This window comes from Marinobacter sp. MIT932201 (assembly GCF_047123295.1).
In the GTDB taxonomy this organism is placed as follows: Bacteria; Pseudomonadota; Gammaproteobacteria; order Pseudomonadales; family Oleiphilaceae; genus Marinobacter; species Marinobacter salsuginis.
Genome location: NZ_CP138917.1, coordinates 1,753,492 through 1,773,885, shown reverse-complemented (window position 1 = coordinate 1,773,885; position 20,394 = coordinate 1,753,492). Strand labels below are relative to the sequence as shown.

Sequence of the window (20,394 nt, the reverse complement as noted above, 5' to 3'; positions counted from 1 at the left end):
TCAGACTCCCGGCATCAGTGAAAACCGGGCAACAGGTTGCACCAGCATTTTGTTCGGCGCTGCGGCAATAGCACCGGGTACAAGCGGCAATCCACGCTTATCGTTACCAACCTCTGCGCAGAGCACGGAAGCTACCTCGAGCACGGATTCCCAGGCGAACGCCTGAATTGCATCCCGCCAGGCCAATATCAGCTCTTCCGGGCCCTCCAGGTCTTCGAACGTGGACATTACAAGACCGCTCGGCGACTGTTTGGTGCCAACGCCAATCGGTACCGGAATGCGAAGCTTTCCATGCTCCTCGCACTCCGCTGTCACCGTTACGGTGATAACGCCGCTGGAGAATTGAATACGGGTTTGATCGCTGTGGATGAGCAGCTCGCTGTCGCCTTTGGTCCAGACAACCAGGGGCGTGCTGTTTCTTGGCAGGTCCAGAACAAGGCGAACCACTTCCGAAAGCAAACGCTGAACGTCTTTGCCGGGAACAGTCAACAGGTCTGGAGACAGGTCGCCGACATCAAGCAGGACGTCAGCATCTATGCGGTTAAGCCAATCGAATTGGGAAAAATCGACGGTAGTAAATCGGGCGGAAGTTGCCATAGCGATCCCTCGCAGCGATTGTCTTGCGCAGGTTTCGAGACCGGCCGGAAAAACATCCATATTCTCCGTGGTAGCCGGACTGCAGCATCAAAACCCTGTTGCGTAAATTTGAGCCGAAAGGCCCATGGAAACAGCAAACAGCGTCATGAATTCAAGCTATGACTTAGAGGAGTATAGGCAGGGACAAGGAGGGTGCAAAAAATTGGAGAAAATTAATTCATATATGCACATAAATCATACACAGTGGCGCCGTTTTCTGCCCCGTAACGGGCTTGTTTCACGGCTTTGCAACGGAGGCGAAACCGCAAGGGACAATCCGTCGCCCTGCCTGCGATTGTTATACTTTTGGCTCTGACCACACGGCATATTCATTGCCATTTGGATCATTGAAGTGAAAACGGCGGCCACCTGGAAAAGTAAAAATATCCTTGACGATCTTTCCCCCAGATAACTCTACCTTTTCAAGAGTAGCTTCCAAGTCGGTACTTAAAAGGACAACCAGCACACTTCCATGGTCCGTCGTGGCTACCTTATCTGACTTGAAAAAACCGCCATCCAGTCCAGCATTCTCGATCGATACGTACTCGGGGCCATAGTCAATAAACGACCACCCAAAGGCATCACCAAAGAACCTTTTTGTGGCTTCCAGGTCCCTGGAAGGCATCTCAACATAATTGATCTTACCGGTTTCTTTCACAGCTTCCTCCTTGATGCGTAGCGAATGATATGGACTCCCCCTGCTCCCACGGCATCAATGTGCCACATTGAGGATGTCTGACGTCTTCAACCAAAAGCAGGGAGAATCATCATGAATGTTACAACCATCGGCATCGATCTGGCGAAAACTGTGTTCAGTATTCATGGCACAAATCAACACGCAAGGTCGTGGTTCGCAAACGCATCATCATCCTTGCCCGGAACAAACTGGAGCTATTTGTTACGCGCTAACTGCTCCACCTTTTGCACAAAATCAACAACCTGCTGCCTACTTGCCCCGCGAAACGGCAGGTAACAGACTGCCGTCTTAAAGATGATTATCGCGTATCCATGCCCGATCTCGGAGCCCACTAGTTCTGAGGGCTTCCAGCTTTTACTGCCCTCATCAGAGTTTTTTCGAATGAGGCCGTCCTCAATACTGTACTGATACTTCGTGCCCCGACTCAGCACTATCTGACTGAGACCTGCGCTATGAAAGCCACTTACTCTATTAGAGAAAACGTACCAAATGACCAAGCCTATTGCCGCCAACACTCCGGTTGCAGTCAGGCCTCCCAATAAAGGCGATGTTGCACTGTTGATGATTATTGGCAAAGAGGCAGACCAAAGTAAAAAGGTAGTTATCAGGAAGCCATATCGCCAAGCCGGAGCTTTCCTGACCTTTAAGGAGCCCTCTTCGTTTTTCTCTAACGGGTCTAGCTCAATTTCCAACATATTTACACGTAACGCGAAGCTTTGCGGCTATTTTGGAACCGCGAAGCGGTGGAAAAATTGTCCGGCAACAGCGGCTGGTTATGCATTATTCGTAGTGGCTCCAGAGTCTGAGGACTTTCACCACTTGCTCGTCCTCCAGTACTTGGTAGACCAGGCGATGCTGAATATTAATGCGGCGCGAATAGGCCCCCGCAAGATCACCAATTAGCTTCTCAAACGGAGGCGGCTTGCGGTAAGGATCTTCCGCTATTAGAGCTAACAGTTCTTGGGCTTTTGGTTTGAGGCCGCTGGAGGCCAACTTTTTTGCATCTTTCTGAGCCTGCTTGGTGTAAACCAACTTCCATGTCACCAGTCCAGCTCCTCATCGCATGCATCCACGGGGGTATCCATCCCTTCCCGAATAGACTCCCGCATACCGGGTACGGAGAGCAGGTAAAGTGTTTCCTGAATAGCAGACCAGTCTTCTTCGGATACCAGAACGGCTTTGTTCCGCTTACCCATGATAACGATTGGTTGGTGGGACTCAGCGGTCTCGTCAATCAACCGATAAAGGTTGCTACGCGCCTCAGTTGCTGTGATTCCGGTCATGACGCACCTCTTGCGTGTTCAATTTTTCACCAAGTGTACGCCTTTGGGTACGTACGTCAAGACGAACGCCTTTGTGGCAGCGACAAAGAGGACTTTTAACTTTCCCAGTTACTGGCTGGAATTCGCTTAACGTGTATATGGCTAACAAGCCGGATGGTGGGGCGGATCAGGAACTGGAAGCTACCAATGATGAACAGCCAGATGGCTGCCTTCTCGTATTCCGGGAACAGAAACAGGATGCTGCCCACCAGGAACCAGATGGCGATGAAGAAGTCGTTGATGATGCTGATTACTTCGTAGCGGCGGCGAATGATCAGCTCTTCGTGCCCAAACTTCAGGGTCAGTGGGCTGTCAGTGCGGTCTTCAACCATGCTGCTGAGGATCTCTTTTAGAAAGCGGCGGAATGTTCATTCCGCCGCGATTGGGATTATTGCATGTCGTTGAAGGCAGCATCGGTTCTCGCTGCCAGGATAAAGTCGTTCTTGTGCAGGCCACCTATTTCGTGGCTCCACCAGCTCACGGCGACCTTGCCATATTCCAGAACAATCACAGGGTGATGATCTTCCTCTTCGGCAAGTTCACCAATCTTGGTGGTGAATTCGAGCGCCTTAACAAAGTTCTTGAGCTTGTAGACCTTGTGAAGCCGCTCCTCACCGTCAATGTCCAGAATTTCCCAGTCTGGCACATCTTTGTGCAGCTGCTGCTTTTCTTCTTCGGTCGCCTTGGGCGCGTTCGGGCTGCAGGCTTCACAGCTGTGTGCTTTCAGGTCACTCATTTCAACCTCCGTGGTTGATGGCTGTACTACAAGCGTGGGTCGTGCCCTTCGCTTTATCAACCCTTCTCTTGAAATCCGGGCACTTTCAGAATACTGTATATTTAAACAGTATTTCGAGAGTTTTCATCATGAGCGAGCTTCTGAACACGCTGATGCAGGATGCCCGTGTCTGGCAGGGGCATCGTCATACCCAGACTTCACAGCCGGCGGAACCCACCGGTTACCAGGTGCTGGATAACCAGCTTGGCGGCCTGGGCTGGCCCCGGGGTGCACTGAGCGAATGCCTGTTGGATGCACCGGGTATTGGTGAGCTGCATCTGCTTTTGCCGCTCATGCGGCGGGTGTGCGAAGAGGGCAAAAGCGTGTTCTGGCTGAACCCGCCACATACGCCCTACGCCCCCGCCCTGGCCCGGGAAGGTGTGAATCTGGACCAGGTGGTACTGATTCATACCGACGATGAGAGCGATTTCCTGTGGACACTGGAAAACTGCCTGCGTTCACCGGTAACAGGCCTGGTGATGGCCTGGCCGGGGAAGCTGGCCTCGCGGGACGTCCGGCGCCTGCAACTGGCCGCCGAAGCTGGCAGCAATGTGTGCGTGCTGTTCCGGGAGCGGCGCTACGCCGAGCAGAATTCTCCGGCTGCCCTGCGTTTGGAACTGGAACCCGATGAGCAGCAGGCTCTCAAGGTGAATGTGCTCAAACGCCGGGGCAGCTGGCCCGGGCAACGCTGTTCACTGGCCATGGCCCAGCGGGCCGATCTCGCATTCCGTGAAACCACCCGGGTTGTCCGGGGCCCCTGGTCGGGTTCAACCAGGTAATAACGCTCCATGCTCTGGCTGTATCTGCATTTCCCGCACCTGGTGCTGGACCATATTCGCCGCACCCGTGAAGATGAGGGCGCCCTGGTGGTGGTTGAAGGCTCTGGCCAGAAGGTGATTCAGGCCTGCCCCGACGCCAGGAGCCAGGGTATTCGTAGCGGCATGCGCCTGAAAACCGCCATCAGCCTGGCGCCGGATCTGGGTATGGTGCGTGCCGATGAAACCCAGGAAGCCAGGATTCTGGAAGATCAGGCCCGCTGGCTGTACCGCTACGCCGCCCATATTGTGCTGGTGCCGCCCGATGGCCTGCTGGCCGAGATTGGCAGCCTGCAAAAACTCTATGGCGGCCTGCCCGCTGTTTGGCAAACCGTGGAACAGGGCCTGAATGAACGCCAGTTGAACGCCTGGATCGGTATTGGCTATACCCCGTTGGCGGCCCGGCTGATTGCCCGTGCTGGCAAGGGGGAATGCACCGCAGACAAAGGCCACATTCTTCGGAACCTGAGCCAGATGCCCCTGCTGGCAGCGGAATTCGACGAGAAAGCCTGTACCCGGCTGCAGCGCCTGGGGCTGAATACGCTGGGAGAGGTGTTTGATTTACCGCCGGGGGAGCTGGCACGGCGCCTGTCTCCGGAACTGCTGGCTTACATCCAGAAAATCCAGGGCACCCGGCCTGATCCCCGCACACCCTGGCAACCGCCCCACTCGTTCCGGCAACAGGCGGATTTTGTGCAGGAAATCGAACATACCCAGGGGCTGCTGTTTCCGCTCCAGCGCATGCTTGACGAACTGGAAGAGGATCTGTGCTGGCGCCAGCAGGATACCGACAGCCTGCGGCTGGTTCTGAGGCATCGGCATGCAGAGCCAACCAGGCTGCAAATCCGCACATCCGGGCCGGAGCACAGGGCCGATAATTTCCTCAACCTGATTCGCCTGAGGCTGGAGCAGCATTCCCTGAGTTCCCCGGTTATTTCGATGGTACTTATGGTGAAGCGTTTTCTGTCCCGGGAAGCACCTGCCGGGCAGGATCTGCTAGGGGAAACCCAGGATCTGAATGAAGCCTGGCATACCCTGATCAGTCGGTTGCAGGCGCGTCTTGGCGATCAGGCCCTCAGGCAGCTTTCCCCCCAGGCGGATCACCGTCCCGAACGGGCCTGGTCGGCTTCCGAAGTTCTGCGTAAAACCGGGACGCCGCTCATACCAGCGGCAGAACTGCCCAGGCGGCCGCTCTGGCTGTTGAAAGGCCCGCAGCCGCTGACGGAAGCACCCGTTGCCTGGTTTTCCGGGCCCGAGCGCATTAGCGGTGGCTGGTGGGATGGCCAGCGTGTGCACCGGGATTACTACATTGCCCAGCTAACCAGCGGCCAGTTGGCCTGGGTGTTCCGGGACGCCCGGGAAGGCTGGTTTGTGCATGGGTGGTTTGGCTGATGGCTACACAATCTTATGCAGAGCTGTTCTGCTTCAGCAATTTCACCTTCCTGACTGGAGCTTCTCATCCTCACGAGCTGGCTGAGCGGGCACATGAGCTGGGTTACACCGCCCTGGCCATTACCGATGCCTGTTCTGTGGCCGGCATTCCCCGGGCCTGGGCGGCGCTGGCAGAGAGCCCGGTAAAACTCATTACCGGCAGCTGGTTTGAGTTGTCGGATGCCCCCGCCGGCGCCACATTACCCCGCTTTATCCTTCTGGCCCGCACGCGCAAAGGCTACGGCCAGCTTTGCCAGTTGATCACTACCGGCCGTCGCCGGGCCGAGAAAGGCCAGTACCAGCTGTTTTACCGGGACATTGAAACCCACACCCTGGATGACTGCCTGTGCCTGTGGCTGCCCCCCTCGACTACCGAGGCAAACTCTGATCAGGCACTGGCCTGCGGCGAGTGGCTGGCCCGACTTTTTGACCTACGGCTCTGGATTGCTGCCGCCCGCACCCTGGAATCTGGCGAGGAGCAGCGGCTGGCCCGAATACACTGGCTGGCCGATCAGCTGCGCACACCCGTTGCCGCCGTGGGCGAGGTGCACATGCACAGCCGGGAACGCCAGCCGCTGCAGGATGTACTCACGGCCCTGCGAAATCACACCAATCTGGAGAACGCCGGGCACTGCCTGTTCCAGAATGGTGAGCGGTACCTGCGGCCCCTGCCCGTTCTGCAGCGGCTGTTTCCGGAAGCCTGGCTGAAAGAAACCCTTGCCATCGCCAGCCAGTGCACCTTCGAGCCCGGCAGCCTGCGCTATGAATACCCGCCGGATCTGGTGCCGGAAGGCGAGACCCCGGCCGGCTACCTGAAACGGCTGACCCGTGAAGGCGAGCGTCGGCGTTACCCGGATGGCACTCCACTGCAGGTACAGAGCCTGATCCGCAAGGAGCTGGGCCTGATCTCGGAGATGAAGTACGAGCATTACTTCCTCACCATTCACGATATTGTGGACTTCGCCCGCAGCCGGGGAATTCTCTGCCAGGGACGGGGCTCGGCCGCCAACTCTGCGGTCTGTTATTGCCTCGGCATCACCGAGGTGAACCCGGCCCGGGTAGAGCTGTTGTTTGAGCGGTTTATTTCCAAAGACCGGAACGAGCCCCCCGATATCGATGTGGATTTCGAGCACGAACGGCGCGAAGAGGTTATCCAGTATATCTACCGGCGCTATACCCGTGAGCGTGCCGCCCTGGCGGCTACCGTGATCCGCTACCGGCCCAAGAGCGCCATCCGCGATGTCGGCAAAGCCCTGGGGTTTGATCCGGCCCTGGTGGAACAGTTGCTGGAAGGTATCGACTGGCGAGACAAGGCCACCAACTGGCGCCAGCAGATTCTCGACAAGAAAGTCACCCGCAATCCCCAGGTGGCGGACCAGTTCTTTACCCTGGTCAATACCCTGCTGGGCTTTCCCCGGCACCTCTCCCAGCACGTGGGTGGGTTCGTGATCAGCGCCGGGCCACTGGCCGAACTGGTACCGGTGGAAAACGCCGCCATGGCCGACCGCACCGTCATCCAGTGGGACAAGGACGATCTCGAGAGCCTGGGGCTGATGAAGGTGGATGTGCTGGCCTTGGGCATGCTCTCCGCCATTCGAAAGGCGCTGGAGCTGATCAGTGAAGAAAAAGGCGAGCCTTTCCGGATACAGGACATTCCCCAGGAAGACCGGGCCACCTACGCCATGCTTCAGACCGGCGACAGTATTGGCGTATTCCAGGTGGAATCCCGGGCCCAGATCAACATGCTGCCCCGCCTGAAACCGGAAACCTATTACGACCTGGTGATCGAGGTGGCCATCGTGCGACCGGGCCCCATCCAGGGCGACATGGTGCACCCATACCTGCGCCGCAAGCACGGGCTGGAGCCGGTGGACTACCCCAACGATGCCGTACGTAAGGTGCTGGAACGTACGCTCGGTGTGCCTATCTTCCAAGAACAGGTGATCAAACTGGCCATGGTCGCGGCCGGCTTCTCCGCCGGCGAAGCGGACCAGCTACGCCGCGCCATGGCCGCCTGGAAATCCCACGGCGACCTGACCCCGTTCCGGGAGAAGCTGGTTACCGGCATGCTGGAGCGCGGGCACGATGCCGACTTTGCCGAGCGGCTGTACCAGCAGATCTGCGGCTTTGGCGGCTATGGTTTTCCTGAATCCCATGCCGCCAGCTTTGCCCTGCTGGTCTACGTTTCGGCCTGGATCAAGCGGCATTATCCGGCGGCCTTTTACTGTGCCCTGCTGAACAGCCAGCCCATGGGGTTTTATTCTCCTTCACAACTGGTGCAAGACGCGCGGCGGCACAATGTCACCGTGCTACCGCCCGATGTGAATGCCAGCCAGTGGGATCACACCCTGGAAGGCGAAGCACGCCACCTGCGCCTGGGCCTGAGAATCATCCAGGGCCTCTCCGTGAATGGTGCCGAGCGCATCCATCAGAACCGGCCAGCAGAGGGCTACCACTCTGCCAGCGAGCTTCGCCGCCTGGCTGCCCTGAACCAACGCGATATGGAGCTGCTGGCCGGCGCCAACGCCATGCCGGCATTCACCGCCAACCGCCACCAGGCGTACTGGCAACTGCTCGATCACGAACAGCCCACCGAACTGTTCGCCGAAGAGGCCGCAGTCGACTATCAACCGGACTACTGCCAGCAATTGCCGGAACCCTCGGAAGGCCAGAACGTACTGGCCGACTATGCCAGCCAGGGTCTCACCCTTCAGCGCCACCCTCTGGCGTTACTGCGGGAACAGGGCCACCTGAAATTCTGCCTCAGTGCCGAACAGCTCAAATCCACCAAAGCCGGCATCCCTGTCCAGGTCGCCGGCCTGGTCACCGGCCGTCAGCGCCCCGGTTCCGCCTCTGGCGTTACCTTCGTGACCCTGGAAGACGAAACCGGCAACGTAAACGTGGTGGTGTGGCTGGAAACGGCACGGCGGCAGCGCAAGCCGTTACTGACTGCGCGGTTGTTGCATGTTAAGGGCGTGTTGGAGCGGCAGGGGGATATTGTGCATGTGATGGCGGGGAGGCTTTCGGATCTTAGCCATTTGATTCGGTCGTTGCCGGTTCACTCCCGGAATTTTCATTAGATCGAGTAGGAGGGGGAGTTACCTCCCCCGTCCTCTCACACCACCGGGCATACGGTTCCGTACCACGGCGGTTCATGGATGGCTCTGAAGCCGGTGTCAACAACGGTGAGTATTGACCCCTTTACGGACCTTTAGCACTGTTGCTGACACCGGGTCATCGTATCCAGCAAGCTGACCAGGGACAGACGGTCGAATACCTTCCTGGGCAGCGCCGCATTCATGTGTGGTGCACCACTGTTCCACCAGGGACCGCGACCGTTAGTGGCACTCGCCCATGCTCTCAGCTCGGTAAGACCCAGCCGTATCAGGTAGCGAGCCCGCGTACTGGCTCGCTTCCACTGTCGCCACAGGATCAGACGGAGTCGCCTTCTTATCCAGCCGTCCAGGGCCTCCACCGGGCGCTTCGAAGCGGTCAGGCGGTAGTAGTTCGCCCAGCCTCTGAGCATCGGGTTCAGCGTCCGGATGGTCGTGGCCAGTGATTGGCCCCGTGACCGCTTGAACAGCGGACGCAGCTTGGTCATGAAGGCCTTCAAGCTCTTAGGAGCGACCCTCAACTGCACCTGCCGTTTGTGCCAGCTTACGCTGTATCCCAGGAAGTTCCGACGCCAGGGGCGATCCACGTCGCTTTTCGTCGTGTTCACCTTCAGGCGAAGGCGCGTTTCCAGGAAGCGGGTAATACTGGCCATGACCCGGTGGCCAGCCCTTTCGCTTCGGACGTAGATATTACAGTCGTCAGCGTAACGGCAGAACCGGTGTCCCCGCCGCTCCAGCTCCCGATCCAGTTCGGTCAGGAGCACATTGGAGAGCAGGGGTGACAGGGGGCCGCCTTGAGGCGTCCCCTCCCGCTTCGGACTGACCAACCCACCTTCGAGCATGCCGGCTTGCAGGTAACGCCGGACCAGGGCAAGAACCCGCCGGTCGGGGATGCGACGAGCCAATAGGCTCATCAGCACATCGTGATTGACCCGGTCAAAGAACTGAGCCAGGTCCAGATCGACCACCCAACGGTGGCCATCATTGATGTGTTGCCGCATCGCCTTAACCGCCTGATGGGCACTCCGACCGGGACGGAACCCGTAACTGTGATCCGAGAACGTCGGCTCCAGCATCGGGCTCAGTGTTTGGTGAAGCGCTTGTTGGATCAGGCGATCCTGTACCGTCGGGATGCCCAACGTCCGTTCGCCGCCTTGCGGCTTGGGGATGCTGACCCGGCGTACCAGTTGAGGATGGTAGTCTCCGGCCAACAGCCGCTGACGCAGCGTTGGCCAGTGCTGTTGCAGGTGGCCTTTCAGGGCTGCCACCGGCATCTGATCGACACCGGCAGCTCCCTTGTTGGACACCACCCGCTGATACGCACGCATCAGGTTCTGGCGCTCAAGCACCTGTTCCATCAGCGTGTTCGGCTCCGCGTTCGTCCACGAGTGAGCCCCCGCGTCTGCCTCGACACGGACTTCAGTCTCGACCGGATACTGTCCGGCCTCTCCCTGAATGCCCTGACCCATCCGGGTCGCTTCTGTCTTCATAAGCACATCACGAGAACTCACCGCCTACTGGCGGCCAACCATGTTCGGCCCTTCAGTACGCGGTAACGCACCTACTATGGCCTCGGCTGAGTTCTGGCTCCCCATCCCAGCCCCTCACGGGGCAGGTAGCACAGTGGCAGAGAACCAGACTTCCCAGGGTAAGACGCGTGACCTTCACACTTATGCTCGCCGCATCTACGTCCACACCTTCCGTGCAAGTACTGGGCTTTGACGATATTGGCCGCCTTGCCCGGTGTGACCGCCTTATACGATTCCTGTTCGTCGGGCCAGTGCTTTGCCTGCGGCTTCCTTCAGATTCCACCTCGCAATGGACACCCTTGCCGTCCGGCTAGTGGTTCCCCTTGCCGGGCCCACAGGGGACTTGCACCCCCAAGTCATCCGGCCAGCACCACCTGTACCGGAACAGCGCCGTCAAGGCGCTACGCGCCATGCCTGGCGCACCAAATCGGGATAGGGGGGAGCCATGAGGCTCCACCCCTCCCACACCACCCGGCATGCGGGTCCGCACCGGGCGGTTCGAGACGTTGAGGGTTCACGAGAGTCTCGGCACTCCCAACCGGTCGAAGTAGGCAATCGTCAGGACATTGTGGATGGCAGAGCGACTGTTGTGCCACCAGCGGCGACTCAGAGCCGCCACAGATTCAGCCACCCAGGAACTGGCACCCAACCGGACCAGCTCCCGGTAGATCGTCTTACCCCGCCGCCACTGCCGGAGGTGGAGCATTCTCAGACGACGACGTATCCACTCATCCAGTGATCGCCAGATGCGTGGCGTTTGCGCCAGCCTGAAGTACCCTTTCCAGCCGAGCAGGTATCGGCGGAGTTGCTCTACCACCTGTTCAATACTGCGACCCCCTGATCCCCGGGTCAGTTGCCGGATCCGGAGCTTGAACGCCTGTAACGCCCTGGTGGATACCGCGCGTCGAACCTCAGCGTTCCTCCCTTGCCACAGGGCATAGCCGAGGAACTTGCGCCCGAACACGCTGGTCACCGCGCTCTTGGCTTCGTTAATCACCAGACGCAACTTTCCATAACAGCGGCGGAGTAACTGCATGACCCGTTCTCCCGCCTTGTGGCTGCGAACGTAGACGTTGCAGTCATCGGCGTAACGGGCGAAGCAGTGCCCCCGGCGTTCCAGCACTTTATCCACCTCGTCCAGCAGAACGTTGGCCAACAACGGCGACAATGGCCCGCCTTGCGGCGTGCCCTCGTGCCGATCCATGACCACACCACCGTCCATGATGCCCGCGTTCAGGTACGCACGAACCAGCCGGATAACGCCGGGGTCGTTTATGCGTTTCTTCAGGCGGTCGATCAGGATGTCGTGGTTGACCCGGTCGAAGAACTTCGACAGGTCGACGTCCACCACGATATGGCGGCCCTGTTGGGCGTAACGCTGCGCAGCCAACACGGCGTCGTGGGCCCGACGGCCCGGGCGGAAGCCGTAGCTGTGCTCGCTGAAGGTGGGATCAATCAGAGGTTGCAGCACTTGCAACAGTGCCTGTTGAATCAGACGATCAGTGACGGTGGGGATGCCCAGTTCCCGCTCACTGCCGTCCGGCTTCGGGATGCCTACCCGACGGACGGGCTGTGGTTGGTAGGCGCCGCTCAGCAGGTGCTGGCGAAGCTCAGGCCACGCCCATCGCAGGTGTTCCGCGGTTTGGGCAATGTCCAACCCGTCCACACCTGCCGCTCCCTTGTTGGCCTTCACGCGCTTCCATGCCCGCTGCATATTCTCTCGTGCGAACGCCTGCTCAAGCAGGCTTCGCCCTGCGCCTTCCGGTTCTTGTCGCGGGAGTCCTGCTTCATCGCTCATCGCCTTCGGCAAGGCTTCACCTGTCCGTTGCGCGATCCGCCCCGCTGGCGCGGGCATCTGATGCCGTACAGTGCTCATCGACAAGGCGTTTGACGCTCCTTCTCGTTCGGCCCTTCGCCCTGTGTTAGCGGTTACTATGGCCTCTGCTGACTTCTCGCTCCGTGTTGCCACGTCGCCCTTTCAGGCATGAGGCGAGATCTCCCCGGGTAAGAACACACTCCTTCGCCGCACAACCGCCGGATTTACACCACTTCGCCTTGGCCACAAGAGCTTCGCGGCTTTTGGCCCGCTCGCCCTGCTTGGCAGTGCCTCATATCCGATTCTTGTTCATCGGCTCACGGTTTACGCTCCACGCTTCCTCCCCACGGTCGGTCACCCTTCCGCAGTTGCGCTTCACTTCGTTCGCTGTGGCCAGCTCACGGGAGGACTTGCACCTCCAGGAGTGCGCCCATGCCGGGCGCACCAAAAAAACCCCGCACAAAGGCGGGGTTTTCGGTACTGCAGTGAGAAGATCAGCCCAGAAGCTTGATCATCACACCGGCAGCAACCGCAGAGCCGATAACGCCGGCCACGTTCGGGCCCATGGCGTGCATCAGCAGGAAGTTCTGCGGGTTGGCTTCCAGACCAACCTTGTTGGAGACCCGCGCTGCCATTGGCACCGCAGATACACCGGCAGAACCGATCAACGGGTTGATCTGCTCTTTGCTCAGCTTGTTCATCAGCTTCGCCATCAGAACACCGCAGGCGGTACCAATACCGAAGGCAACGATACCCAGGCCGAGGATACCCAGAGTCTGGCCATCCAGGAATTTATCCGCCATCAGCTTGGAGCCAACAGACAAGCCCAGGAAAATGGTCACGATGTTGATCAGGGCATTCTGGGCAGTGTCGCTCAGACGCTCGACCACGCCACACTCGCGCATCAGGTTACCGAAACAGAACATACCCAGCAGCGGTGCCGCATCCGGCAGGAACAGAACCACTGCAATCAGTACCACCAGCGGGAAAATGATCTTTTCCTGCTTGCTGACCGGGCGCAGCTGGCTCATCTTGATCTTCCGCTCTTCGGCCGAAGTCAGCGCCTTCATGATCGGCGGCTGAATCATCGGTACCAGTGCCATGTAAGCGTAGGCAGAGACGGCAATGGCACCCAGCAGGTGCGGAGCCAGAACACTGGATACGTAGATGGACGTCGGGCCATCCGCACCACCGATGATACCGATGGCAGCCGCTTCCAGGATGTTGAACTCCAGAACACCGGTCCAGTCCAGCAGCGCAGCACCGATTACAGTACCGAAAATACCGAACTGAGCCGCAGCACCCAGCAGCAGGGTCTTGGGGTTGGCAAGCAGCGGACCGAAGTCCGTCATGGCACCCACACCCATGAAGATCAGCAGAGGCCCGATGGTGCTGCCGATAACCACAGAGTAGAAGTTATACAGCATGCCATTGCCATAACCGAAGTCCTGCGCAAGGGAGTTTGCCGCCGCCATTTCGGAGTAGCTGGCCTCTTTCACCGCCAGCTTGAAGGCTTCCTTAAGCTCGGGCGTTACTGCCTGCCCGGCCTGATAAGCCACATCCAGGGGCGCGGCCAATGCGGCCAGAATCTGCGTTGCTTCGTTCTTCAGAGCGAAGTGGATGGCATTTTCCGCCGCAGTCAGGGCCAGGCCTGCCTCCGGAATATTCGCCAGAATGCCACCAAACCCGATGGGTACCAGAAGCAGCGGCTCAAATTTCTTGTTGATAGCAAGATAGAGGAGCAAGAGGCCGATGGCGATCATGATCACCTGGCCGATCTCGATGTTGAACAGGCCACTACCTGTCCAGAGTGTCATTAATTTTTCCATGGAATGCTGGCCCTTTATGCGATTGTCAGCATTTCATCATCAGGAGAGACGGCATCACCGACCTTGATGAAGACTTCGCCGATAGTGCCGGCTTTCGGCGCGCGAACCTCGGTTTCCATTTTCATGGCCTCGAGGATAATCATCACATCGCCCTCTTCCACGGTGTCACCCGGTGAAACCAGGACCTTGAAGATATTGCCACCCAGAGGCGCGACCACAGGCTCGCCTTCACCTGCTGCAGGTGCCGGAGCCGAAGAAGCAGCCGGTGCGGAAGCAGCACCGCCCTCACCCTGAATCTGGGTGATCTCACCACCTTCGGAAACGGCAACCACAAACTTCTTGCCGTTCACTTCAACGGTGTAGGTCTCGGGTCCTTCGGACTTCTTGGCCGGAGCTGCGCTTTCGGCGGTTGGAACCGGCTCGAACGCATCCGGGTTGTCACGGTTTTCCAGGAACTTCAGGCCAATCTGCGGGAACAGCGCGTAGGTCAGAACGTCGTCTTCGACATTTTCCGCCAGCTTGATGCCCTTCTCTTCGGCCAGCTTCTTGAGCTCGTCGGTCAGCTTGTCCATTTCCGGCTCAAGCAGATCTGCCGGACGACAGGTCACAGGCTCTTTGCCATCCAGAACACGCTCTTGCAGTTCCTTGTTCATGGGCGCAGGTGCAGCACCGTATTCGCCTTTAAGAATTGCAGAGGTTTCCTTGGAGATGGACTTGTAACGCTCGCCGGTCAGAACGTTCAGCACCGCCTGGGTGCCGACGATCTGGGAAGTCGGGGTTACCAGCGGGATGTAGCCCAGGTCTTCACGAACCTTGGGAATCTCGTCCAGTACCTGGTCGAACTTGTCGCTGGCATTTTGCTCACGCAGCTGGTTTTCCATGTTGGTGAGCATGCCACCCGGTACCTGGGCAATCAGGATGCGGGAATCGGTACCACGCAGGCTGCCTTCAAACTTGGCGTACTTCTTCCGTACCTGACGGAAGTAAGCGGCAATTTCTTCCAGCAGGTTCAGGTCCAGGCCGGTATCACGATCGGTACCCTCAAGAATCGCAACCACGGCTTCGGTGGGCGAGTGACCGTAGGTCATGCTCATGGAAGAAATCGCGGTATCCACGTTGTCGATACCGGCTTCCGCGGCCTTGATGGCGGTAGCGGTGGACATGCCGGTAGTGGCGTGGCACTGCATGTGAATCGGGATGTCCAGCTCTTTCTTCAGACGGCTGACCAGATCAAAGGCCACGTACGGCTTGAGAATGCCCGCCATGTCCTTGATCGCGATGGAGTCCGCACCCATGTCGGCGACTTCTTTCGCCAGTTCGACCCACATGTCGATGGTGTGAACCGGGCTGGTGGTGTAGGCAATGGTGCCCTGGGCGTGTTTGCCGGTCTTGCGAACAGCCTTGATGGCGCGATCCAGGTTACGGGGATCGTTCATCGCATCGAAGATACGGAACACGTCCACGCCATTCTCGGCGGCACGCTCACAGAAACGGTCAACCACATCATCCGCGTAATGACGGTAGCCCAGCAGATTCTGGCCGCGCAGAAGCATCTGCTGCTGGGTGTTGGGCATGGCTTTTTTCAGCTCGCGAATGCGCTCCCAAGGATCTTCGCCCAGGTAGCGGATGCAGGAATCAAAGGTAGCGCCGCCCCAGGACTCCAGGGACCAGAAACCGACCTTGTCGAGTTTCTCGGCAATAGGCAGCATGTCATCCAGCCGCATACGGGTGGCAAGCAGGGACTGGTGGGCGTCACGCAGGATAACGTCCGTAATCCCCAGCGGTTTCTTTGTGTCAGTCATCGTGTCAGCCTTCTGTTTAAAGGTTCTAGTCTTTTACCGGCTCACTTCTTGTGGCGCGACCGGAATTGTGCAATCGCCTTCTTTATGGCCTCGGCGGTGTCAGGGTCAACCGACGCGGGCGCCTTCGGCTTGGCACGTGGCGTTTTGGCCGGGGTTGCCGGCTCTGGCGGCGCAAACCGTCCTATAAGCTTGGACATGAGGAGTGTCGCGAATACCAGAATAATCAGGAACACGAACACAAACCCCATTCCGGCAATCATCAGATCGACGGCTTGTGACATCAGGTCATTCATATCGAACAGCTACCTGTATTGATTTATGTTTCTCCCGAACTTTGCCCGGACTGACCAGTTAGACTAAGGTCTAACAGCCTTCCGCCACAATTCGGGGGGCAAAATCCTGCGTAATTTACCGTTTTCAGGGCCCTCGGGCAACCTAAATGCAAAAATCTATACGGGGTTTCCGAGCGTCGCGGCCCGAAAAGACACGCATTTACCCAGACGAAGCAATTCTCATTCAGGCATATCGGACGCGGATTTTACGGCCTTTTACCTTGCCGTTTTCAAGCCTGGACAACGCCTTGCCTGCCAGCGACTTTTCAACCGCCACAAAACACTGATGGTCGAACAGATCGATCTTCCCGACGGCCTTTCCGGGCAGACCGGCTTCACCAGTCAGGGCGCCCATTACATCCCCCGGACGAATCTTGTCCTTGCGGCCACCGGCAATGCACAGGGTTTTCATTGCGGGCGTAACGGGCTTCAGGGGCGTCGCCAGAAGGGCCTCGGTGTCTCCCCACTCCACGGCGCGCCCTCTCTCGGATTCGATACGACTGATCTTGTGGCCTTGGGCCGGTGTGCAGAAGGTGACGGCATGGCCCTGCTCACCTGCCCGGCCGGTGCGCCCGATGCGATGAGTGTGAACCTCGGGATCCCGCGCAGGTTCTGCATTGATCACCAAAGGCAGAGACTTGATATCAAGACCTCGGGCAGCCACATCGGTGGCTACCAGGATGGAACAACTCTGATTGCCAAAGCGCACCAGCACGCTGTCTCGATCCCTTTGTTCCAGATCCCCGTGCAAAGGCAGTGCGGAAAAGCCTCGCTCACCAAGCTCCTGCGCCAGTTCGTCGCACTGCTGCTTGGTGGTGCAAAAAACGATACAGGACTCAGGCTGCTGCTCGGAAAGCAGCGCCACAATGGCATCCGATTTGGATTGCGACGACACTTCGTAGAACAACTCTTCGATGTCCGGATTCTCTCCGGTTTCTTCCGCGCGAACATCTACCGGGCTCTTCTGATACTGCTTGCTCAGATCACGGATGGGCGCGGGCCAGGTCGCCGAAAACATCATGGTCTGGCGGGAGGACGGTGTCTGGGAAAGAATATCTTCCATCGCCTCCTGAAAGCCCATATCCAGCATGCGGTCTGCCTCATCTAGCACCACGGTTTTCAGCCGTGCCAACGAGAGGGTCTGCTTGCGCAAGTGGTCCTGGATCCGTCCCGGGGTTCCAACCACAATATGCGCGCCATGGCTAAGCGACCCGATCTGGGGGCCAATGGCCACACCACCGCACAGAGTCAGCACCTTGATGTTATCCCGGGCCCGTGCCAGCTCCCGGATCGCTTTAGCCACCTGATCCGCCAGCTCCCTGGTGGGGCACAACACCAGCGCCTGCACCGCAAACAGCCGGGGATTGAGCTTCTCAACCAGGCTGATGCCAAAGGCCGCCGTTTTTCCGCTACCGGTTTTCGCCATGGCGATGATGTCTTTGCTGGCCAGCCCCGGCGCAAGTGCCTTCGCCTGGATCTCCGTGGGTTGAGCAAAACCCAATTGGTCGAGGTTCGAACGCATGGCCGACGACAGGCCAAAGTCATTAAAAGAAGACATAGAAGAAAATCCCGGAATCAGCGGAAGCTGGTTATGAAGGCAATAATGAGGGCGTATACTAGGGCGGAATTGTACCAGAATCTGCAACGAAAGAACGGAGTGACTGATGGCATCCCTGCAGGACCAACTGCTGAAAGCCGGCCTGGCCGACGAGAAAAAGGCCAAGGCTATTCGCAGCGAAAAACGCAAGAAGAGAAAACAACAACCCAAGGGTGCTGTCGAGGTAAACGAGGCCGAGGTCCGAGCACGCCAGGCCCGTGAGGAAAAAGCCGAACGGGATCGCCAGCTCAACCTGGAGCGCCAGCGCGCCGCCGAGAAGAAAGCCATTCAGGCCCAGATCCGGCAGCTCGTAGAAACCAACCGACTGGACCGGAGCCGGGGCGAAACCTCCTACCAGTTCGTCCATGACAAGAAGATCAAGAAGCTCTTCGTAGACGACACGATGGTCGATCAGCTATCCCGCGGCCGCCTGGCGATCGTTTTCGTGAACGACAATTACGAGATTGTGGCCGAAGGCGTGGCCCGCAAAATCATGGAACGGGACGAGAGCGCCGTAGTCGTACTTCATGATCGCAAACAGGACGATGCAGGTGAGGACGATCCATACGCAGGCTACGAGATCCCTGATGATCTGATGTGGTGAACCATTACCCGCCAGAGGTTCGCCTCCATGCAGTGCAACCTGATGTGCAGAAAAGATACGTACTTCTCATAACCCCAACGGGCCTATCCTGGCCTATACTTTGGTTATATCCATAGAACGAAAGGGGATTGATTATGAGACTGAATAAATCGTTGAGCTTGATTGCTGGCGCCACGCTGTTGGCGTCTCTGGCCAGTATGCCGGTTGCCGCCCAATCGGAAGAGCAGGTTTTCGGACGGGAACTGATGACCCAGCAAGAGCTGCAGCAGCACCGGGAAACCATGCGCAACCTGAACACCGACGCCGAGCGCGCGCAGTACCGCCAGCTCCACCACGAGCGGATGATGGAGCGAGCCAGAGAGCGTGGCGTGGAACTCAGGAACGGCATGGGACAGGGTTCCGGGCAAGGCATGGGTAAAGGCCAGGGCCAGGGAATGGGCCAGAAAAATGGCCAGGGCATGGGCCAGAAGAACGGCCAAGGCATGGGTTCTGGTGATAAAGGTCAGAATCAGCAGTACAAGATGAAGGGCTCTGGCAAGCAGTAGAGGAAGCTCACTTTAACCGGACTAATCGGGATAGGGGGGAGCCATGAGGCTCCACCCCTCCCACACCACCCGGCATGCGGGTCCGCACCGGGCGGTTCGAGACGTTGAGGGTTCACGAGAGTCTCGGCACTCCCAACCGGTCGAAGTAGGCAATCGTCAGGACATTGTGGATGGCAGAGCGACTGTTGTGCCACCAGCGGCGACTCAGAGCCGCCACAGATTCAGCCACCCAGGAACTGGCACCCAACCGGACCAGCTCCCGGTAGATCGTCTTACCCCGCCGCCACTGCCGGAGGTGGAGCATTCTCAGACGACGACGTATCCACTCATCCAGTGATCGCCAGATGCGTGGCGTTTGCGCCAGCCTGAAGTACCCTTTCCAGCCGAGCAGGTATCGGCGGAGTTGCTCTACCACCTGTTCAATACTGCGACCCCCTGATCCCCGGGTCAGTTGCCGGATCCGGAGCTTGAACGCCTGTAACGCCCTGGTGGATACCGCGCGTCGAACCTCAGCGTTCCTCCCTTGCCACAGGGCATAGCCGAGGAACTTGCGCCCGAACACGCTGGTCACCGCGCTCTTGGCTTCGTTAATCACCAGACGCAACTTTCCATAACAGCGGCGGAGTAACTGCATGACCCGTTCTCCCGCCTTGTGGCTGCGAACGTAGACGTTGCAGTCATCGGCGTAACGGGCGAAGCAGTGCCCCCGGCGTTCCAGCACTTTATCCACCTCGTCCAGCAGAACGTTGGCCAACAACGGCGACAATGGCCCGCCTTGCGGCGTGCCCTCGTGCCGATCCATGACCACACCACCGTCCATGATGCCCGCGTTCAGGTACGCACGAACCAGCCGGATAACGCCGGGGTCGTTTATGCGTTTCTTCAGGCGGTCGATCAGGATGTCGTGGTTGACCCGGTCGAAGAACTTCGACAGGTCGACGTCCACCACGATATGGCGGCCCTGTTGGGCGTAACGCTGCGCAGCCAACACGGCGTCGTGGGCCCGACGGCCCGGGCGGAAGCCGTAGCTGTGCTCGCTGAAGGTGGGATCAATCAGAGGTTGCAGCACTTGCAACAGTGCCTGTTGAATCAGACGATCAGTGACGGTGGGGATGCCCAGTTCCCGCTCACTGCCGTCCGGCTTCGGGATGCCTACCCGACGGACGGGCTGTGGTTGGTAGGCGCCGCTCAGCAGGTGCTGGCGAAGCTCAGGCCACGCCCATCGCAGGTGTTCCGCGGTTTGGGCAATGTCCAACCCGTCCACACCTGCCGCTCCCTTGTTGGCCTTCACGCGCTTCCATGCCCGCTGCATATTCTCTCGTGCGAACGCCTGCTCAAGCAGGCTTCGCCCTGCGCCTTCCGGTTCTTGTCGCGGGAGTCCTGCTTCATCGCTCATCGCCTTCGGCAAGGCTTCACCTGTCCGTTGCGCGATCCGCCCCGCTGGCGCGGGCATCTGATGCCGTACAGTGCTCATCGACAAGGCGTTTGACGCTCCTTCTCGTTCGGCCCTTCGCCCTGTGTTAGCGGTTACTATGGCCTCTGCTGACTTCT

At 58.7% G+C, this 20,394-nt stretch carries 18 protein-coding genes; 5 read left to right on the top strand and 13 right to left on the bottom strand.

The window, feature by feature from the left end; genetic code table 11:
- From SIC15_RS08055 to SIC15_RS08030, 6 genes are all read right to left on the bottom strand, one after another.
- Complete coding sequence (locus tag SIC15_RS08055) at positions 1–597, bottom strand: hypothetical protein (protein ID WP_136629743.1); 597 nt, start codon at positions 595–597, stop codon at positions 1–3.
- A 337-nt stretch (positions 598–934) separates the two neighbouring features.
- Positions 935–1,294, bottom strand: coding sequence for a VOC family protein (locus tag SIC15_RS08050; RefSeq protein ID WP_412537406.1), 360 nt, complete (start codon positions 1,292–1,294; stop codon positions 935–937).
- Positions 1,295–2,113: 819 nt separating this feature from the next.
- Positions 2,114–2,377, bottom strand: coding sequence for a Txe/YoeB family addiction module toxin (locus SIC15_RS08045; protein ID WP_068440496.1), 264 nt, complete (start codon positions 2,375–2,377; stop codon positions 2,114–2,116).
- The gene (locus tag SIC15_RS08040) at positions 2,374–2,616 is read right to left on the bottom strand and encodes a type II toxin-antitoxin system Phd/YefM family antitoxin (protein WP_069184580.1); all 243 of its coding nucleotides are present in this window, start codon (positions 2,614–2,616) and stop codon (positions 2,374–2,376) included. The genes SIC15_RS08045 and SIC15_RS08040 overlap by 4 nt, the downstream gene beginning before the upstream one ends.
- A gap of 95 nt (positions 2,617–2,711) precedes the next feature.
- Positions 2,712–2,987: a YrhK family protein gene (locus SIC15_RS08035; RefSeq protein ID WP_069184579.1), complete on the bottom strand. Its 276-nt coding sequence runs from the start codon at positions 2,985–2,987 to the stop codon at positions 2,712–2,714.
- 56 nt (positions 2,988–3,043) lie between these two features.
- Positions 3,044–3,391, bottom strand: coding sequence for a 4a-hydroxytetrahydrobiopterin dehydratase (locus SIC15_RS08030; protein ID WP_209398044.1), 348 nt, complete (start codon positions 3,389–3,391; stop codon positions 3,044–3,046).
- Between the two features lie 128 nt (positions 3,392–3,519).
- Between SIC15_RS08030 and imuA the strand changes: the two genes are divergently transcribed.
- Genes imuA through SIC15_RS08015 form a run of 3 tightly spaced genes read left to right on the top strand, consistent with a single transcriptional unit; the run spans position 3,520 to position 8,756 of the window.
- Positions 3,520–4,209 (top strand): translesion DNA synthesis-associated protein ImuA, encoded by a 690-nt coding sequence (gene imuA, locus SIC15_RS08025; protein ID WP_209398046.1) that lies wholly within the window; start codon positions 3,520–3,522, stop codon positions 4,207–4,209.
- Positions 4,210–4,218: 9 nt separating this feature from the next.
- Entirely contained in the window at positions 4,219–5,637 is a 1,419-nt protein-coding gene (locus SIC15_RS08020) for a Y-family DNA polymerase (RefSeq protein ID WP_412537405.1), read from the top strand.
- Entirely contained in the window at positions 5,637–8,756 is a 3,120-nt protein-coding gene (locus SIC15_RS08015) for an error-prone DNA polymerase (RefSeq protein ID WP_412537404.1), read from the top strand. Before SIC15_RS08020 ends, SIC15_RS08015 begins: the two co-directional genes overlap by 1 nt.
- 131 nt (positions 8,757–8,887) lie before the next feature.
- On the opposite strand, the gene ltrA (SIC15_RS08010) is transcribed toward SIC15_RS08015, so the two are convergent.
- From ltrA (SIC15_RS08010) to dbpA, 6 genes are all read right to left on the bottom strand, one after another.
- Positions 8,888–10,279: a group II intron reverse transcriptase/maturase gene (gene ltrA / locus SIC15_RS08010; RefSeq protein ID WP_374964994.1), complete on the bottom strand. Its 1,392-nt coding sequence runs from the start codon at positions 10,277–10,279 to the stop codon at positions 8,888–8,890.
- 553 nt (positions 10,280–10,832) lie between these two features.
- The gene (gene ltrA, locus SIC15_RS08005) at positions 10,833–12,200 is read right to left on the bottom strand and encodes a group II intron reverse transcriptase/maturase (RefSeq protein WP_053115127.1); all 1,368 of its coding nucleotides are present in this window, start codon (positions 12,198–12,200) and stop codon (positions 10,833–10,835) included.
- Between the two features lie 428 nt (positions 12,201–12,628).
- Complete coding sequence (locus SIC15_RS08000) at positions 12,629–13,963, bottom strand: sodium ion-translocating decarboxylase subunit beta (RefSeq protein WP_410174156.1); 1,335 nt, start codon at positions 13,961–13,963, stop codon at positions 12,629–12,631.
- 14 nt (positions 13,964–13,977) lie between these two features.
- Entirely contained in the window at positions 13,978–15,765 is a 1,788-nt protein-coding gene (gene oadA, locus SIC15_RS07995) for a sodium-extruding oxaloacetate decarboxylase subunit alpha (protein WP_069184573.1), read from the bottom strand.
- 41 nt (positions 15,766–15,806) lie between these two features.
- Positions 15,807–16,058 carry an OadG family protein gene (locus SIC15_RS07990; protein WP_008172126.1) on the bottom strand — a complete coding sequence of 84 codons (252 nt, stop codon included), beginning with the start codon at positions 16,056–16,058 and terminating at the stop codon, positions 15,807–15,809.
- A gap of 223 nt (positions 16,059–16,281) precedes the next feature.
- Positions 16,282–17,655, bottom strand: a complete 1,374-nt coding sequence (dbpA, locus tag SIC15_RS07985) for an ATP-dependent RNA helicase DbpA (protein ID WP_412537403.1) — start codon at positions 17,653–17,655, stop codon at positions 16,282–16,284.
- 106 nt (positions 17,656–17,761) lie between these two features.
- Here dbpA and SIC15_RS07980 point away from each other — a divergent pair, with 106 nt between their 5' ends.
- The gene (locus tag SIC15_RS07980; RefSeq protein WP_209398052.1) at positions 17,762–18,298 is read left to right on the top strand and encodes a DUF2058 domain-containing protein; all 537 of its coding nucleotides are present in this window, start codon (positions 17,762–17,764) and stop codon (positions 18,296–18,298) included.
- 134 nt (positions 18,299–18,432) lie between these two features.
- Positions 18,433–18,843 carry a hypothetical protein gene (locus SIC15_RS07975; RefSeq protein ID WP_412537402.1) on the top strand — a complete coding sequence of 137 codons (411 nt, stop codon included), beginning with the start codon at positions 18,433–18,435 and terminating at the stop codon, positions 18,841–18,843.
- 112 nt (positions 18,844–18,955) lie between these two features.
- On the opposite strand, the gene ltrA (SIC15_RS07970) is transcribed toward SIC15_RS07975, so the two are convergent.
- Positions 18,956–20,323: a group II intron reverse transcriptase/maturase gene (gene ltrA / locus SIC15_RS07970; RefSeq protein WP_053115127.1), complete on the bottom strand. Its 1,368-nt coding sequence runs from the start codon at positions 20,321–20,323 to the stop codon at positions 18,956–18,958.
- Between the last annotated feature and the right edge of the window lie 71 nt (positions 20,324–20,394).

Excerpts from the sequence above, each read along its gene's own strand:
- SIC15_RS08000 (WP_410174156.1), bottom strand. The coding sequence starts at position 13,963 with ATGGAAAAATTAATGACACTCTGGACAGGTAGTGGCCTGTTCAACATC.
- SIC15_RS07975 (WP_412537402.1), top strand. The coding sequence starts at position 18,433 with ATGAGACTGAATAAATCGTTGAGCTTGATTGCTGGCGCCACGCTGTTG.
- SIC15_RS07980 (WP_209398052.1), top strand. The coding sequence starts at position 17,762 with ATGGCATCCCTGCAGGACCAACTGCTGAAAGCCGGCCTGGCCGACGAG.
- dbpA (WP_412537403.1), bottom strand. The coding sequence starts at position 17,655 with ATGTCTTCTTTTAATGACTTTGGCCTGTCGTCGGCCATGCGTTCGAAC.
- SIC15_RS08020 (WP_412537405.1), top strand. The coding sequence starts at position 4,219 with ATGCTCTGGCTGTATCTGCATTTCCCGCACCTGGTGCTGGACCATATT.
- SIC15_RS08035 (WP_069184579.1), bottom strand. The coding sequence starts at position 2,987 with ATGGTTGAAGACCGCACTGACAGCCCACTGACCCTGAAGTTTGGGCAC.
- ltrA (WP_374964994.1), bottom strand. The coding sequence starts at position 10,279 with ATGAAGACAGAAGCGACCCGGATGGGTCAGGGCATTCAGGGAGAGGCC.
- SIC15_RS08055 (WP_136629743.1), bottom strand. The coding sequence starts at position 597 with ATGGCAACTTCCGCCCGATTTACTACCGTCGATTTTTCCCAATTCGAT.
- SIC15_RS08015 (WP_412537404.1), top strand. The coding sequence starts at position 5,637 with ATGGCTACACAATCTTATGCAGAGCTGTTCTGCTTCAGCAATTTCACC.
- oadA (WP_069184573.1), bottom strand. The coding sequence starts at position 15,765 with ATGACTGACACAAAGAAACCGCTGGGGATTACGGACGTTATCCTGCGT.
- SIC15_RS08030 (WP_209398044.1), bottom strand. The coding sequence starts at position 3,391 with ATGAGTGACCTGAAAGCACACAGCTGTGAAGCCTGCAGCCCGAACGCG.
- SIC15_RS08040 (WP_069184580.1), bottom strand. The coding sequence starts at position 2,616 with ATGACCGGAATCACAGCAACTGAGGCGCGTAGCAACCTTTATCGGTTG.
- SIC15_RS07990 (WP_008172126.1), bottom strand. The coding sequence starts at position 16,058 with ATGAATGACCTGATGTCACAAGCCGTCGATCTGATGATTGCCGGAATG.
- imuA (WP_209398046.1), top strand. The coding sequence starts at position 3,520 with ATGAGCGAGCTTCTGAACACGCTGATGCAGGATGCCCGTGTCTGGCAG.